General features: G+C 57.6%; 11 protein-coding genes. 7 read left to right on the top strand and 4 right to left on the bottom strand.

Features of this window, described 5'->3' with window-relative positions; genetic code table 11:
• Window positions 1-146 precede the first annotated feature (146 nt).
• Window positions 147-536: a DUF2237 family protein gene (locus tag IEW73_RS03855; protein ID WP_188670851.1), complete on the top strand. Its 390-nt coding sequence runs from the start codon at window positions 147-149 to the stop codon at window positions 534-536.
• Between the two features lie 17 nt (window positions 537-553).
• Here IEW73_RS03855 and IEW73_RS03850 read toward each other — a convergent pair whose 3' ends face one another.
• Window positions 554-2,131, bottom strand: a complete 1,578-nt coding sequence (locus IEW73_RS03850) for a BCCT family transporter (protein ID WP_188670849.1) — start codon at window positions 2,129-2,131, stop codon at window positions 554-556.
• Between the two features lie 171 nt (window positions 2,132-2,302).
• Here IEW73_RS03850 and IEW73_RS03845 point away from each other — a divergent pair, with 171 nt between their 5' ends.
• Together IEW73_RS03845 and IEW73_RS03840 are read left to right on the top strand one after the other, a co-directional pair.
• Window positions 2,303-4,012 (top strand): aldehyde dehydrogenase family protein, encoded by a 1,710-nt coding sequence (locus IEW73_RS03845; protein WP_188670847.1) that lies wholly within the window; start codon window positions 2,303-2,305, stop codon window positions 4,010-4,012.
• 6 nt (window positions 4,013-4,018) lie between these two features.
• Window positions 4,019-5,605 (top strand): GMC family oxidoreductase, encoded by a 1,587-nt coding sequence (locus tag IEW73_RS03840; protein ID WP_188670845.1) that lies wholly within the window; start codon window positions 4,019-4,021, stop codon window positions 5,603-5,605.
• On the opposite strand, the gene IEW73_RS03835 is transcribed toward IEW73_RS03840, so the two are convergent.
• A complete protein-coding gene (locus IEW73_RS03835; RefSeq protein ID WP_188670843.1) occupies window positions 5,602-6,237 on the bottom strand; it encodes an MBL fold metallo-hydrolase in 636 nt (211 codons plus the stop codon). The genes IEW73_RS03840 and IEW73_RS03835 overlap by 4 nt on opposite strands.
• A gap of 168 nt (window positions 6,238-6,405) precedes the next feature.
• On the opposite strand from IEW73_RS03835, the gene IEW73_RS03830 reads away from it, so the two are divergent.
• Entirely contained in the window at window positions 6,406-7,671 is a 1,266-nt protein-coding gene (locus tag IEW73_RS03830) for a hypothetical protein (RefSeq protein ID WP_188670841.1), read from the top strand.
• A gap of 6 nt (window positions 7,672-7,677) precedes the next feature.
• Here the strand turns inward: IEW73_RS03830 and IEW73_RS03825 are convergent, their stop codons facing one another.
• Window positions 7,678-9,255: an SLC13 family permease gene (locus IEW73_RS03825; RefSeq protein WP_188670839.1), complete on the bottom strand. Its 1,578-nt coding sequence runs from the start codon at window positions 9,253-9,255 to the stop codon at window positions 7,678-7,680.
• 171 nt (window positions 9,256-9,426) lie between these two features.
• On the opposite strand from IEW73_RS03825, the gene IEW73_RS03820 reads away from it, so the two are divergent.
• Window positions 9,427-10,359, top strand: a complete 933-nt coding sequence (locus IEW73_RS03820) for a DUF3048 domain-containing protein (RefSeq protein ID WP_188670836.1) — start codon at window positions 9,427-9,429, stop codon at window positions 10,357-10,359.
• On the opposite strand, the gene IEW73_RS03815 is transcribed toward IEW73_RS03820, so the two are convergent.
• A complete protein-coding gene (locus IEW73_RS03815; protein WP_188670834.1) occupies window positions 10,356-12,446 on the bottom strand; it encodes a RecQ family ATP-dependent DNA helicase in 2,091 nt (696 codons plus the stop codon). The genes IEW73_RS03820 and IEW73_RS03815 overlap by 4 nt on opposite strands.
• A gap of 386 nt (window positions 12,447-12,832) precedes the next feature.
• Between IEW73_RS03815 and IEW73_RS03810 the strand changes: the two genes are divergently transcribed.
• Both IEW73_RS03810 and IEW73_RS03805 read left to right on the top strand, forming a co-directional pair.
• On the top strand, window positions 12,833-14,056 hold the full coding sequence (locus IEW73_RS03810; protein ID WP_188670832.1) for an ATP-grasp domain-containing protein: 1,224 nt from the start codon (window positions 12,833-12,835) through the stop codon (window positions 14,054-14,056).
• Between the two features lie 20 nt (window positions 14,057-14,076).
• Window positions 14,077-16,068 carry a hypothetical protein gene (locus IEW73_RS03805; RefSeq protein ID WP_188670830.1) on the top strand — a complete coding sequence of 664 codons (1,992 nt, stop codon included), beginning with the start codon at window positions 14,077-14,079 and terminating at the stop codon, window positions 16,066-16,068.
• Window positions 16,069-16,111 lie beyond the last annotated feature (43 nt).

Here is a 16,111-nt window from a genome sequence, read left to right as displayed (position 1 = left end):
CCTCGCTTTTTCTGCGCGGAAGCACAGTTCGGGAACATTGCGGTTCTTACGCTACCCGGGTTCGATCTTGCTTGGGGCTGAAGTGAGATGCCGCATTTGCCGCCGTGCGGGCGGTGGGAAACGCTTTACGCGCCTACAGTGGTCCTATGGCGGAACGCAATGTTGTTGGCGGCGAACTCGAGGTGTGTAGCACGGAACCTTTAACAGGGTTCTACCGTGATGGTTGCTGCAGTACAGGTGACGATGATCGCGGAAGTCACACCATCTGTGCGGTCGTGACGGCCGAGTTCTTGGAGCACCAGAAGTCGATTGGGAATAACCTCAGCAGTCCAATGCCAATGTATGGCTTCCCAGGGTTGAACCCGGGTGACCGTTGGTGTGTGACGGCGCGCAACTGGTTACAGGCGCACCGTGATGGCGTAGCTGCTCCAGTGGTGTTGGCTGCCACCAATGAGAAGGTTCTGAGTATCGTCGACCTGTCGTTTCTGAAAGAAAATGCTGTTGACGTCCCCTCTGATCTGAGTGGTTTGGAATAGTTTTCGACGATCGGGACCTATCGGAATTTGGCGTGCTTCCACGCTCGTACTGGATCTCCGGTAGATACGTGGTCTTCGCGAAGGGCCTTGACGAGGTTATACATCATCAGGAACCCGATAAGGAAGAACGGCAAACCGATGACAGTAATGACTTGCTGTAATGCTGTGAGCCCGTCCGTTCCGGCTGCCGCTGCGAGAAGTGTTGCGCCGACGACACCTTCGAGGGCCGCCCAAAATACGCGCTGACGGGTGGGGCCCATCCCTGACTCACCTGTACACAGCATGTCGATCACTAGTGACGCTGAGTCGGACGACGTTGTGAAAAAGATGACGACTATGAGCACGGATATTGCGGCGACAAAGGTAGTGAATGGGAAGTTTTCGAGGAAACTGAACAGCGCTCCCGGTATGTCGTTTTCCACCACCACTTCTTGAATGAGGTTGCCATCTCGGTTGCGTTCGATGTCAAAGGATGACAGCCCGAAGACGCTGAACCAGATGATGGAAAACGCGGTGGGGAGGCCAAGAACGCCGCCGACAAACTGGCGTATGGTGCGGCCGCGCGAAATGCGGGCAATGAAGATTCCCACGAACGGTGCCCACGTGATGGTCCAAGCCCAGTAGAAGACCGTCCAGTTGCCTTGCCAACCGGGGTTGACGTCGGCGGCGTCGGTCCAGAATGACAGCGGCACTATCCACTTGAGGTAGGTCCCCGTGGTCTCGATGATCCCCTTGGCCAGATACAGGGTTGCGCCGGAGATGAAGATGAAAACGAGCAAACCTATCGCCATCGTGATGTTGATGTTGGACAGTCGTTTGATGCCTTTGTCGAGACCGAGAACGACAGATCCGATTGCAATCAGTGTGATGCCGAAAATAAGCAGGACTTGGGTTAATTTGCCTTCCGGTACACCGAAGAGGCTGTTGAGTCCGGAATTGATTTGCAAGGTGCCCAAACCGATGGAGGTGGCCACGCCGAAAAGTGTGCCGATGACGGCAAGGATGTCGATCGATTTTCCGATGGGGCCGTGGATCCGGTCGCCGAGGATGGGGTAGAAGATCGAACTGACCCGCATTGGCAGTCCGCGCTTGTAGACAAAGTAGGAAAATGCCAGCGCTGGTAGGCAGAAGATCGTCCAGGTATGCAGCCCGAAGTGGTAGAGCGTGAAGCCCATCGCTTCGTCCATCGCAGCGATTGATTCGGGTTCCACATCCCCGCGCGGCGGGTTCGCGTAGTGGCTGATTGGCTCGGCAACGCCCCAGAACATGAGGATCGTGCCGATTCCAGCGGCGAACAGCATCGAAAACCACGCCATGTTGCTGTACTCGGGTTTTTCGTCTTCTCCACCTAGCTTGACGTGGCCGTATCGGCTGAACGCGATCCAGATGAGGAACAAGAGAAATGAGGTGACGCCGAGGATGTAGAACCAACCGAACGACGTGAGTAGCCAGTCCCGTGCGGCAGTGAAGACGCTGTCAACGAATCCAGTGAACAGGATGGCGAATAGTACGAAACCGATGGCGATTCCGGCGGAGACGAAGAAGATTATGGGGTCTGTCCTGAGGCCCATGCGGTCGTGCGCTTTTTTGAGCATGTGGGTGCTCCTTGGCCGAGGCGGTGTCCTTATATGATCATGACACTTTGTGGTCTATGTCACACCGAGTTGCGAAAAATGATATGCCAACACAAATCCGTCCGTCGGCTCGAAACGCGCTAATGTGTGTCGTAGACCACATGCGCGTGCGACAAGTGAGAGTAGGTACCCGTGCCACGAGAAAGTTCGCCGCCGCCCTCCAGTTTCCCGAACATCGATACAGCGTTGGCTGAGCTAAGCGCAGGAGAAAAGCTCTGGGGATCCACGCCGCTCGTGCGCAGACGCGAACTGTTAGACCAAATTCGGCTGCTGACGGGCCAATGCGCCGAACAGTGGGTTGAGGCAGCGTCCGCAATAAAAGACCTACCTGCTGAGTCGGCGCTGGTGGGTGAGGAATGGATGTCCGGGCCGTACCCGGTTATTACAGCAACCGCTGCGTTGGCGGAGACCGTGCAGTCCCTCGACGGTGGCAAGAGCCCACTCGATAATGCCGAATTTTCTCAAGCGCCAGGCGCCCGTGTAGCCGTGAAAGTACTGCCGCTCAACGCATTCGACACTTTGTTGATGAACGGTTTCCGAGCCAATGTGTGGTTGCAGCCAGGAGTCACGGAAGACGAAGCACGGAGCAATGCCGGGCTAGCTCAACGCAACCCCACCGAAACCCATGGCATTGGAGTGGTGCTCGGTGCAGGAAACATTACGTCCATCGCACCACTCGACGTCTTGTACGAACTGTTCGCCCACAATCGCGTGGTCATTCTGAAACTCAACCCGATCATGGACCGAATGCTTCCGGTGTTTCAGAAGGTGTTTCGGCCGCTTATTGATTTTGGCGTCGTGCGGATCGTCACGGGTGGGGCTGATGTCGGAACCTACCTCGTCAACCACGACGCGGTCGCCCATGTCCACATGACTGGCAGTGCGGTGACTCACGACGCGATCGTGTTCGGCACAGGCGAAGAAGGGGAGAAGCGGAAACGTGACAACGCCCCACTGCTCACCAAACCCATCACGAGCGAACTTGGCGGTGTGTCACCGGTCATCATCATTCCTGGGGAGTGGTCGGCCGCCGACATCAAATTCCAAGCTGAACACGTCGCAACCCAGAGACTCCATAACGGCGGCTATAACTGCGTCGCATCACAAATCGTCGTGGTGCCCGCCGAGTGGGCACAGAAGGAACAGTTCTTAACTGCGCTCCGCGAAGTGCTGACGAATGCGCCGCCGCGCACCCCGTACTACCCGGGAAGCGATCAAAGGATCAGTTCAGCGCTCGATACCCACGAAATTGCGGAGAAGATAGGTACCCGCGTGCTCATTTCGGGAATCACCTCAGATTCCCCAGCGCTGCACACTGAGTATTTCGCACCCGTCCTCGCCGTTGCCGAGTTGCCCGGCGATGCTGCTGACTTCCTAGCTAACGCGGTGGCATTCGCGAACGAACATTGTGCCGGAACATTAGGTGTGAACCTCGTTGCCCACCCCAATACGATCAACAGTCTCGGTAAGAAGCTTGATCAGGCTATTGAGGATCTGCACTACGGCACCGTTGCGCTGAACGCATGGACGGGTGTCGGTTACCTCACTGCGCGAGCAACATGGGGGGCGTTCCCCGGTCACACACTCAACGACGTGCAAAGCGGAATTGGCGTAGTACACAACGCATTCCTGATCGACAAGCCTGAACGCACCGTTGTGTATGGGCCATTCCGCCCAGCCCCACGTTCACTACTCAACCGCGAACTCGCGCTGTCGCCCCGCCCACCGTGGTTCGTCACGAACACCACCGCGGCCACCACAGGCCGAAGACTCACCGAGTTCTCTGCAAACCCTTCTTGGGTGAAGCTTCCAGGCATCTTCGCGTCAGCGCTGCGCGGTTAGGGCCCCATGACCACGCCAGTAGAAGTTGACTACGTAGTTGTCGGATCCGGATCAGCCGGTGCAGTCGTTGCTGCCCGGTTGAGTGAGGACCTCTCGACCACGGTTGCGATCCTTGAAGCCGGACCGGAGGACACCAACCAGTTCATTCATATTCCTGCGGCTTTTTCGAAGCTATATAGGACCGATGTCGATTGGGACTACTCCACGACGCCTCAACCGCAACTTGGGGGCAGGCAAATATACTGGCCGCGAGGCAAAACGCTCGGTGGTTGTTCCTCTATGAACGCCATGATGTGGGTTCGCGGCTATGCCGCCGATTACGACGAATGGTCCACCCACGCAGGCCATGACTGGTCGTTCCAGAAAGTTCTGCCCTACTTTCAACGAATAGAGAATGTTCAGAATGGGCGTTCACCGGGCGATGGCAAATCCGGCCCGATCGTTGTTTCGGAACAACGAAGCCCACGCGCCCTCACGGGTGACTTTCTGACGGCCGTGCAGGAGTGCGGTTTCAAGATTGAGCGGGCGAACACTCCGCACCCATCCGGGTTCTCGCAAACGATGGTGACCCAGAAGCGCGGCGCACGTTGGAGTACAGCGGACGCCTATCTCCGGCCCGCGGCCAAACGCAGCAACTTGACCGTGCTCACTAATGCCTACGCCACCAGCGTTACCTTCGACGGCACTCGCGCACAGGGCGTCGCGTTTGCACGCGATGGCCAACTGACGCACATCCGGGCTCGACGCGAAGTCATCCTTTGCGGCGGTGCAATCAACACTCCACACCTGCTCATGCTGTCTGGAATTGGCTCAGCTCAACATCTTGTCGAACACGGTATCGCCGTTGTGCATGACGCCCCCGAGGTCGGGCAGAACCTGCAAGATCACCTGGTTGCAGGGATTGTGTATAGCGTTGAAAAAGGCAGCTTGCTGTCGGCGGAAAGCCCGCCTGAACTGGTGAACTATCTTGTGCGTCGGCGAGGAATGTTGACCTCGCCCGTAGCGGAGGCCTACGGGTTTGTGCATAGCCGCGCAGGGTTGGAACATGCAGATATTGAACTACTTTTTGGGCCTGGTCCGTTTATCCGCGAAGGTCTTGTGCAACCAGACGGCCATGGTGCTGTGCTCGGATCAGTGCTTCTCAAGCCGAAAAGCTCAGGGGATATCACCTTGGTGACGCCAGACCCCTTCGACAAACCTCGTATTGATCCGAAGTATCTGTCAGATCCGGGTGGGGTTGATCGTGCGGCCATGATCGCCGGCCTTCGTACTTGCACCGAGCTTGCTGCCTCGCCAGCGCTTGCTCGCCATTTCGGCGACTATTTGCAACCGCCTGCTCCAGCCGACGCTCCAGTAGATGAACTAATTGAGATTTGCCTTGAGCAGTACGCGCACACTCTCTATCACCCGGTGGGAACGTGCCGCATGGGCATGGACAAGAACAGTGTGGTCGACCCTCAACTGCGTGTGCGAGGTGTGTCAGGTTTGAGGGTTGCCGATGCTTCGGTGATGCCGACGATCATCCGCGGGCACACACACGCACCGTCAGTGCTGATTGGGGAGAAGGCAGCCGACTACATCAAGTCACACTAGCTTCGCCGCAACCCATCGAGCGCTTCGTTGACACACAATGGCCACAGGTCGTCGCCTAATACCGTCACGCCAGAATCGCCGGAGAATGCGCTGGAGATGATGATGTCCGGCGACAAGGTAGACAGCATCTCTAGTGTGTTTACTAGTGCGTCGTAGTCGGAGAAGCCGTCAAAGTAGGCCGTAAACCAGTGGCCGTTACTGCCGCGGATGAGTGTGTCGCCGGTAAACAAGTATTGCCCGCCTGCGCCGTGGACGATAAAGCATGTGCTGCCTGGTGTGTGGCCAGGCGTGGGGATTATTTCGAATTCCCCGTCGATGACGTGGCGGTCGCTGAACGTCTCGTGCTCCGGCACCACCTCATCTAACAGATGGCCCTCTGATGCGTGAATGTGGAGCGTTGACCCGAATCGGTCGCGGATAGTGCGCAGGGACGACGCAATTTCATCCTGATGACTCAGGTAGTGGTGGCGTACACCACCGAGACGTTCGATTTCGTCGAGTTCGGATTCGAGAGTGGTGTTGTACAGCAACACATTTCCGTCCGGGCGTACCCACAAGTATGCGTGCGTCTTGAGCCCCGGAGCGGGGAATTCGGGCTCAGTTTCCCATAGGTCGGGTTGAATCTGCCTCATAGTGACGGCCCTCCTGTCGCCTCCGTTTTCAACGCAACCTGCGCCATAGTTCAGGTTACAGAGTGATCACGATCACTGCAGATATGGCGATCTTGGTAACGGTGGCAGCTCCCCAGCCGAGAAACCTAGTAAGTAAAACGTGTACGAGTTTGGAACGAAGGGACATTTGTGCGACATCACAAATATGCACTCGCGGTTGCGGCCGCATCGGTCGGCTTAATGGTTGCCGGCTGCGGCAGCATGACGGACCTCAACTACACCTATGCCGAACCGCTGCCTACTCAGCAGATCCCCGCACCAACCGACACGCGCTCCACCGATGCCCCAGGCCCTACTGCAACAACTCCTGCTGCAACAACTCCAACTGCGCCGCGAAGCACCCCCAGCGCAACGCAGGCACCCGAACAACCACAACCCGATCCGAACGTGCGCCCTACTATTCGCGACACTCCAGGTGCCGAAGCGACGCGATCTACGCTCACCATCGAAACCCGCACGCTCGCCGGAGCACCCATCCGCGACGTCACCGTTCGCGCAAGCCACTTCACCGAATGCGACATAGATGGCCCAATCCTTGGCGCGGAGCCGGAACGCGACTACTTCGCGCAGAGTTCTGTCGAAGGTTATGCAACCATCACCGTCCCTGCCGGCTGTTTTCACTACGGAATTGAGTCACTACCCAACAGCGTCTATCCAATCCCTGAAGGCATGCACACCGTCAACAACCTCGAAAGTGGACAATCAGCCACTGGGGAACTGCGGTTCTACGATGGTCCCAGAGGTCTTTCCTCAAACTGGGTACCTGCCACAATCAACGTCAATGATGCGTCGTCTGAGCACAATATTGCTGGACACGAAATCACAATTCATCGCTGCGGAGACCCCTCTACTAGCTGGGGGACCCCGCCGTCTGATGCGAGTGGGCGCATCCACATCGCGCTAGACCCTGGTTGCTACGCCGCAACACACGTGCGTGGAAACACCGGCTACTTTCTCACAGAACCTGTGGTCTATTTTAATGTCGGCAGTAGTCCGAACCATGTCTCTGTCACGCAGAACGCTCCTGACACCGTAGGCGAAAAGTCAGGCACGATCGCCATCGTTGCGCGCACCGAGTCCGGACAACCGGTCGAAGGCCTCACCATCGGCATAGTCCGTACCCCAACGTGCCCATTGAGCAGCTTTGAAGGTGCGTCAACCGCCGTCGGTACCGTCGTCACTGATAGCAGTGGTTCTGCATCTTTGACCGCTACCACCGGTTGCTACGGTGCGGCAATATCCCCTGACACACACCCCAACATAGGTCCACAGGTCGCGGAACTCGTCGACGACGGCCAAACCGTGACGATGACGTTTGTGCTTCCCGACCCGGTCACTGAGGATGACCTGACTGATGATGCCGATGCCGACCAAGATTCAGGCAGCGCAGACTAGCTGACGTCAAAACTCGATACCTAGCGCCCACCCGCCGAACGTGAAGACAGCCACCGTTATCAGCACAATGCCGATGACGTTGAGCCAAATCCCGGCGCGCATCATTTGACCGATGGTGACGTACCCGGAACCAAACACAATAGCGTTCGGCGGGGTAGCGACGGGCAACATAAATGCGCACGAGGCAGCCAAGACAGCGGGAACTAGCAACAGCATTGGGTCCATACCCAAGCCGAGCGCCACACCACCAAGAACTGGCAAGAACGTTGCTGCGGTTGCTGTATTAGATGTCAACTCCGTCAGCAGCAACACGATTACCGCGACCCCGGCGACGATGAGCACGATGGGCAGAGCACCAAGTCCGCCGACCTGCTCGCCAATATAAGCGTCCAACCCGGTGCTGCTAACAGCGCCTGCCAGGCTAAGCCCACCACCAAACAGCAACAAGACGCCCCATGGAACACCGGATTGCGCGGTTTTCCAATCCAAAGTATTGATGATTTCTCGTTGCCCAGACTCCGGGCTCGTCTTGACTGACACCGGCAGCAAGAACAGCACCAATGCGGCCGCAATCGCGATGCCAGCATCAGACAGATTCGCCATGAACGGCAGCACACGCACGAGAACATCAATGTCGGCGAGGGGTTCACGGAACACCCACAGCAATGCGGTCACAACGAACACGACGAGCACATTCCACTCACCGCGCGAGATTGTGCCCAATGCGCGAAGCTCGTCGTGCAGCATCGCTTTTCCGCCAACAATAGATTTGATCTTTGTGGGGAATATGACCCAGGTGAGAAGACCCCAAACAATGAAGAGGAATAAGACGGAGATGGGAACGCCCATCTTCATCCAGTCGGCGAAGCTGATACTGATGCCGTAGTTCTCCTCGACGAACGCAACCATGATCGCATTTGGGGGACTACCGATGATGGTTGCCAATCCACCGACTGATGCAGCGTAGGCAATCGCGAGCATCAATCCGACGGCGAAGTTGCGCACGTCCTTATCTGCGAGTTTGTCGCTCCCTGCCATTACCAGTGCGAGCACACTGACTGCGATGGGCAGCATCATTAGTGTGGTTGCGGTATTAGACACCCACATGCTCAGGAACGCGGTGGCGATCATCATCCCGAGCACAACCTGTTTAGGCCGGGTGCCCACAATTTGCACCGTGTGCAATGCGATTCGCTTGTGCAGGTTCCATTTCTGCATGGCGAGAGCAATCATGAACCCGCCCATGAAAAGGAAAATCGTGGGGGAGGCATACGGCGCGGTTGCGTCACCAATGGGCAGAATGTCGAGGGCTGGGAAAGCCACAATGGGGACCAGCGCAGTTGCCGAAAGTGGGAGCGCTTCGGTCATCCACCAGACCGCCATCAGCACTGCGATGGCCGCAGTGGTGCGTCCGGCTGCTGACAGTTCCGGGTGATCTGGGATGAGGAAGTATGCGGCCAACGCCAAGAGTGGACCGGCTAGCCTTCCTGTCCAAATTCTTGCCGGTGGGATGATGGCCGGAGGAACCGCAGATCCGAAGCCAACTTGATCTGTTTTGGTGGCTGTCGCGTTCTCAGATGCCATCGTGAGCTCCCAACTCTGGACTGCTCTCCATCTTGACGGTCACGGTGGTTTTTGGAAGCAAAATTGGTCAGCGGCAGGTGCAGAATTTGGGTTTTGCAACTCTGTTTGAATTATCGGCTTGCCGGTGGTGTGCGCCTCTGTGGTGGGTGTCCCTGTGGTAGGAATGTCCGCATGACTCGGGCGATCCTCCGCACCCTTGCCGTCGCGGTCATCGCGCCGACATTGATGCTCACTAGTTGCGTGCAACCAACTCCGCAAGAAGACCCGCAAGAAACAGCCACGCCAACCACAGATGAGCCGTTGCCTCCGGAGCCGAACCCGCTGATAGCAGTGAAGGTCGACAATGTTGCCGCGGCGCGGCCTCAAACTGGCATTGGGGATGCGCATATAGTCATCGTTGAACCTGTTGAAGCAGGCCTTACTCGCTTGCTCGCGGTTTTTGAGGCGCCCCTCCCGGAGGTTGTCGGTCCTGTGCGTAGTGCTCGCATCACAGACCTAGATTTGTTGAGGCTGCTAGGGGAGCCAACATTTGCGTACTCTGGTGCAGCTAATGAGGTACTCGACCGATTCCGTGACGCCCCTCTGATTAACGCAACAGAAGGAAACACTCCGGGAGCCTTCTTCCGAGACAACCGCCGTAGTTCACCACACAACCTGTACGTCCGACCTGGGCTTCTGCCCCAGCCGTCGGAGCCTCCTGCAGGTGCCGTACTTGCTGTGGGGGAGTCGCCACTAGGCGGTGAAATCACCACCGGCGAGCGAGTCGACTACGGTCTCGCCTCGTATGCCATCACCTGGGACAGTGACAAATCCGCATGGACGATCGATGTCGATAGCCGGCCACTAAGCACCACGGATAGCGGAAACATTGTCGCCGACACCGTGGTTCTGCAGGAAGTAGACATTCGGCCGGGTTTGCTCGGTTCACCCGAAGCGCGCACCACCGGTTCTGGTGCCGTGACCGTCTTGCGCGACGGGGAACGACACGTCGGTCAGTGGCGCCGTACGCGCAGCGAGGACCCTCTGCTGTTCTTCACTTCGGCGGGGGAGCCTCTCACAGTGGCAGAGGGAACAACCTGGATTTTCTTGGTTCCCTCGGCTTAACTGACGCTAGCTATGGCGAACGGCAGTACAGCGGGCGCACCCGCTTGCCGGAGTGAATGAGCGGCGACGGTGAACGTCCACCCAGTATCTGTGGTCGCGTCGACTAACAGGATCGGACCAGTTTCAGCCACGTGCGGTGGTTCCCAGCTCTCATGTAGCGCGGCCACGCGGTAGGCGGAGTTGTGCGCGTTGGCGACTGGGTGGTTCGCACGACGCGGTAGGACGCCAAGAAAGTCCAGTTTCCCTACTTGAGCGAGCCGTTGAGCAAGTGTCTCGGTCAGTATTGGGTGGGTGTGATGTGGCATCGCTAGGACGGCACTTGGGCGTTGTCCCCAGTTCCACGCCTTGAGGACCTCCACCGCGGCCGACACGACGTCCTCGTCTACGGGCCCGTCGGGCTGTTGGAGAAGCGTTCGCAGGCGCTGCCCCCAACCAAGGTCTGTCAGTCGGCCAATAGCCCGGCCTTGTTCGGCACCAGTGTGGATTTTCCCGCTCAGCGCCACCCCAAGACTGCGCATCCCTGTTGGCCACTGTTTGCGCGGAGCGAGGGTGACGCCGGGGCGGGACAACCTCGCATCGGTGGCTGCTGTGGTGCTGTCGGAAATCGTTGCGCTAAATCGTGCGCCCCCACAGTTGTCGCAGCGACCACACGGCGCGGGATTCGTACCGAGCAAAGGATCGTCAAGTTGCCGACGAAGAAACACCATCCGACAGGTTTTCAGTTCGGCGTAGTCGAGCATGGCGCGTTGTTCCGAATCCCGTGCCTCACTGAGCCGTCCGTAGCGTTCGTAGTCGTAGGTCCATTCGGCACCTGTGCTGATCCACCCGCCTTTGACACGTTTGACGGCGCCATCCACGTCAAGAACTTTGAGCACCATTTCTAGCCGACTGCGACCCAGGTCGACCAACGGTTCCAACGCGGGCGTGGACAATGCACGGTCGGTTCGTAGCGCTGCCAAGACGCTTTTGACAGATTCCTCTGGTGGGAATGCTACCGAAGCGAAGTAGCGCCAAATGTCGCGATCCTCGGCCGCTGGTAGCAAAATCACTTCTGCTCTTTGGGCGGACCGTCCAGCGCGGCCAATGTGCTGGTAATACGAAATGGGTGACGACGGTGCGCCTACGTGCAACACAAAACCAAGGTCAGGTTTGTCGAAGCCCATCCCGAGTGCGGACGTCGCAATCAGTGCCTTGACCTCGTTGTTTAAAAGGTCCGATTCGAGTTGCTCGCGTTCAGCTGTGTCGGTTTTGCCGGTGTACGCCGCCACGCTATGACCCTGGTCGGTGAGCAACGCAGCCAGGTCCTCCGCCGCGGAGACAGTGAGGGTGTACACAATTCCGCTGCCAGGCAGGTCGTTGAGGTGTTGCGCTACCCACGCTGCACGTCGGGCACCACCACCGACGTTAAGAACGCTCAGATGCAGTGACTCGCGATCGAGTCCTCCCCGAAGAATGAGGGTTTCGTCGTCACCACCGACACCAAGTTGAGCTGCGACGTCTGTGACTACTCGGTCATTCGCAGTTGCGGTGGTGGCAAGCACGGGGGTATTGGGTTCGAGTTCGGTGAGGAGCGTGCGTATGCGGCGGTAGTCGGGGCGAAAATCGTGGCCCCAGTCAGATACGCAATGTGCTTCGTCGACGACGACCAGCCCGGCGTCGCGTGCCAGGTGGGGTAGAACCTGGTCACGAAAATCGGGGTTGTTGAGCCGCTCAGGGCTGACGAGGAGTACATCGATCTCGCCTCCAGCAATACGTTCGTGAATCGCTGACCACTCGGTGATATTGCCTGAGTTGATGGTCGCTGCAACGACGTCTGCTCGCTGGGCTGCGGCTACCTGGTTTCGCATCAAAGCCAAGAGAGGCGACACGATTACTGTCGGACCTCGCCCCGATGCGCGAAGCAATTTAGCCGATATGAAGTACACCGCCGATTTTCCCCACCCGGTGCGTTGCACTACGAGGGCGCGGCGGTTGTGGGCGACCAGCGCCTCGATCGCCAACCATTGATCGTCGCGTAGCTGAGCGTGTTCGCCAGCGAGTTTGCGTAGCAGTTCGTCAGCGCGGGCCCGGAGATCGTTTTGAAGCATGTGCACATCCTGCCCGATGCGGCTGACATTCACCCCGGCTGAACCCCCCGTTGTGAGTAGGCATGGGCGACACGCCGTAGCGTTCGGGAAACAAGAGGCGCCCCATTACCGCGCATTCGCGTTCGTGACGCAGATGTGTGTTCTGAACGGAAAAGCAGCGGAATTATGACTGCATAACGCCTGGTGATACACGGTGTTTGCGTTGTTGAATTTAGGTTGCGAAGTTCGGTCAATGTTGGTTGGGTGATGCGCTCTCTGCACGAAGTCCGTAGCCACGTCCACGGCCGGAGCGATGGTGGCGGTTAGTCGTCAACGGTGGCAGGCTAGGGAACTGTGGCCGATAGATCGATCACCGCTCGAAACCTACATTGGAGGAGTTGAAGAGCATGGAGAAAGATCCCGAAAAGGGCTATGTTGCACTTCTTGGTTGGAGCCTCGGTGCGATAGACGCTGTAGAGCGTTTCGACCGACGGTACGTTGTAGTCGCACCTGAATGGGCTGAAGACTACGCCAAAGAAAACAATATTCCGTTTGTGTGCTGGAACTTTGAACGCTTAAATGATCGTTCGCTAGAAATCGCTCAAACACTCAAAGACATGGGTGTTGACGCCGCAATTCCACTATTCGAAGAAACCGTGGAATGGGCTGGGGCCATCAATGCCGTGTTGCACGGTAACCCCAGGCTGCACGGTCAGGCAATGTTGTTCCGCGACAAGGCGTTGATGAAGCGCCGCGCTCAACTCGGCGGAATCCGCGTGGGCATCTTCGAGGAAGCACACGACCGTGATGATGTGGTCCGATTCCTCAAGCGCGTAAACCAAACCTTGCTGAAACTCGATGGTGACCCGAACGATCCTATTCACCTCAAGGCCTTCGATCAGGCCGGCTGCTTAGGTCACCGAGTCATTTCGACTGTGGAAGACGTCGCGAATATCAATGACGATGAATTCCCAGCGCTGCTCGAAAGCCACCTTGACGGGTGGGAATTCGCAGTCGAGGCGTGGGTGCAGGATCGCAAGATTCGATTCCTCAATATTTCCGAGTACGTCCGCCTCGGATATTCAGTGTTTGTGCCTGCCAGCCCCGAGTTGGAGAAGTGGCGCCCGCGGATTACCGAAGAGATCGAAAAACTCATCGAAACATTCGATATTGATTTCGGGTTCATTCACCCCGAATACTTTGTCACCAGCGACGGCAAAATGTATTTCGGCGAGGTCGCCTACCGGCCGCCCGGCTTCAAGGTTTTTGAACTTCTTGAGCGTTCATACGGTTTCAACGCGTACCAGGCGTTGGTGTTGATGTTCGACCCGAAGACAACAGAAGAAGAAATCGAAGCTTTCTTCCCCACACCAGTGGTCGATGCTAAAGGCCACGCTGGTTGCTTCGGTGTCTACCCACGGCGCCGTGTCGTGAGCGAACTCGAGATTCCCTCGGAGACTGAAGACGACGAGTACTTTGATTTCCACGAACTCACACCACCTGTGGCTAATCAGGTGACGAAGCGTTCGGCGTTTGGCACCCACTGGGGTCTGGTGTACTTCTTCGGCGACGATCCTGATCGCATGAAGGAACTACTTACCAGGCAAGAAGAGCTTGACTTTTACGTATGACACGAGAGGTGGACTGAGACGTGAACTCTGCGGAGTCCGTTGTTACTGACCCCGGCGTCGGCAAGCTCACGGAAAAACTTGAGCACGCCGTGTCACGTCTTGAGCAGGCAAGTGCGTTCGCTAAGTCCAACCATCAGGCACCGGTCATTGATGTCGCGCGTCGGCTGCTCACCAAATCAGGTGGCATCGAAGTGTTATATGAGATGGCGCCCCGGCTTGATCGGGCCGGAGTATTCGCCGGTACAGATTGGGCCGCCCCGGCTTCCTTAATTCCAGGGTTGGTCACGGCAACGATGCGCGGTGGTTCAGCGCAGACCATCACCATTGAATGCCTGAGCGAATTGCGCATGCTCGCCGTTGCCACCGGGCGGATGCACAGCACCGAGTTGTCAGGGGACCTAGCGCGCCACTTCTTGACACAAGTGTTGGCGATGAACCTTGAGCGCGTCTTCGGAATGATGGATGAAGCGGCGCGCGTAAAGGCCGGGCCACTCGACGGTGCAGTGTCGGAGTTGTTTCAGTTTTTGCTGAATCACATCGGTTTTGACGACATCCTGCAGAGTTTGATCGACGAGATCTGGCGGATTCTCGCGCAACGCCCCATCCAAGTCGGCCACGTAAAAGCGATGATCACTGAAATCGCGATCACGATGGCGAATGGGGCGGGAAGCCTCGGTGACGCGCGGCTGGGAGCAGACCGGCTCATCAGTTCACTGTTTGGCCCTACACAAACGTGTCGTGACGATCCTGGGCTTACCGAGTACCAATCTCGGCTGGAAACGATTGATTTCCCTGGGTTGCAGCAAGAAGCTTCAGGGCTTGCGCGAGCGATGCTCGATACTGGGCTTGTGTCGGATTACCACGCATTGTTTGTGCGGTGGATTCTCGACACTGGTCAGGTAACGCTATTGCCTACTGCACTAGGACTGAGCAGCACGGGCCAGGACGCATTGCAGTGTTACTCGGATTTGGTGCACCACCTGATCGTCGAGGCGATTCATCCGGGGACAGCGCAGGCGCTGTACGGGCTGGTAAACTTGTTGGAGCGCGGGATTCTGTATTCGCCGCCCATCGCACCTGGGCTGTGGCGGCAAATTGCGTTGCAGCCTTCCGAGAAGGCAAGTGCGGCACTGACGGCCACTTTTGGTGCAGCGCTTCCACCACGGGTGCACTTGCTCGCTGGGACTATCCTCGCCCTCGGGCTGCCTTTGGGGATCGGGCAAGGAAACAACCCGACGTGCCAGTCAGCTCGGGCGATTTCGATGTGGTCATACAGCGATCCCGCGTATCTATTGCATGTGCTTTTCCACGCAACTCGGCAAGATACGGTGCTCATGCATTTTGAAGGCACCCCGATTTCGTCCGCCGAACTGCCAGACGCGTTGGCACGATCGTCAATGCTCGATACGGATGCCGTGTCGACGATCCTCGTGCCGCACTTGGACCGGATTTATGGCGAAATGGGACGGCTGTGTTCCGACCGTGGAGAAGACCCCCATCGGTGGATCAACCCTGAGTTTCACGGTTGGTGGGTGGGCCGCGAGTTCTACATCGCGGTAGATGTGGCGACAGGAAAGCTGCGTGACTACGAAGGATTTGTCCGGGAGTTCTACGCGAGTTATCACCCGCTGTACAACGGAAACCAGCCTCTGATTCATCCGCAACCGGCGGGATTAGCGGTGACGGATAGTTCGGCAGTGTTTGTCGGGTGGCATGCCATCACACTCATTCGAGTTGGCCTTGATCAAGAAGGCGAGATGCGTGTGTATTTTTACAACCCGAACAATGACAGTCGGCAGAACTGGGGCAACGGAGTTCTGGTGTCGACGCAGGGGCACGGTGAGCGTTTCGGTGAGGCATCGTTGCCGTTCGCCGAGATGGTGTCGCGGCTCTACATTTTCCACGATGACGCGGCGGGTTCGCTGAGCGATACGCCAGTGCCGGAGTCTGAAATTGAGACGGTGCGCGCACTTGCGTACGGGAGCTGGGCTGCGGACCGCATCCCCGAGTAGTTAAAGGTGGAGCTGGGTGGGGTGCCAAGTTTTATTACTAGGC

This window comes from Hoyosella rhizosphaerae (genome assembly GCF_014643175.1).
GTDB classification, from domain to species: domain Bacteria; phylum Actinomycetota; class Actinomycetes; order Mycobacteriales; family Mycobacteriaceae; genus Lolliginicoccus; species Lolliginicoccus rhizosphaerae.
The sequence above is the reverse complement of the archived record's forward strand: the minus strand, read 5'-3'. Positions and strand labels throughout refer to the sequence as shown.

What these genes read in the sequence shown, in the direction of transcription:
- IEW73_RS03840 (WP_188670845.1), top strand. Translation starts at nt 4,019, where the DNA reads ATGACCACGCCAGTAGAAGTTGACTACGTAGTTGTCGGATCCGGATCA.
- IEW73_RS03815 (WP_188670834.1), bottom strand. Translation starts at nt 12,446, where the DNA reads ATGCTTCAAAACGATCTCCGGGCCCGCGCTGACGAACTGCTACGCAAA.
- IEW73_RS03850 (WP_188670849.1), bottom strand. Translation starts at nt 2,131, where the DNA reads ATGCTCAAAAAAGCGCACGACCGCATGGGCCTCAGGACAGACCCCATA.
- IEW73_RS03825 (WP_188670839.1), bottom strand. Translation starts at nt 9,255, where the DNA reads ATGGCATCTGAGAACGCGACAGCCACCAAAACAGATCAAGTTGGCTTC.
- IEW73_RS03820 (WP_188670836.1), top strand. Translation starts at nt 9,427, where the DNA reads ATGACTCGGGCGATCCTCCGCACCCTTGCCGTCGCGGTCATCGCGCCG.
- IEW73_RS03855 (WP_188670851.1), top strand. Translation starts at nt 147, where the DNA reads ATGGCGGAACGCAATGTTGTTGGCGGCGAACTCGAGGTGTGTAGCACG.
- IEW73_RS03810 (WP_188670832.1), top strand. Translation starts at nt 12,833, where the DNA reads ATGGAGAAAGATCCCGAAAAGGGCTATGTTGCACTTCTTGGTTGGAGC.
- IEW73_RS03835 (WP_188670843.1), bottom strand. Translation starts at nt 6,237, where the DNA reads ATGAGGCAGATTCAACCCGACCTATGGGAAACTGAGCCCGAATTCCCC.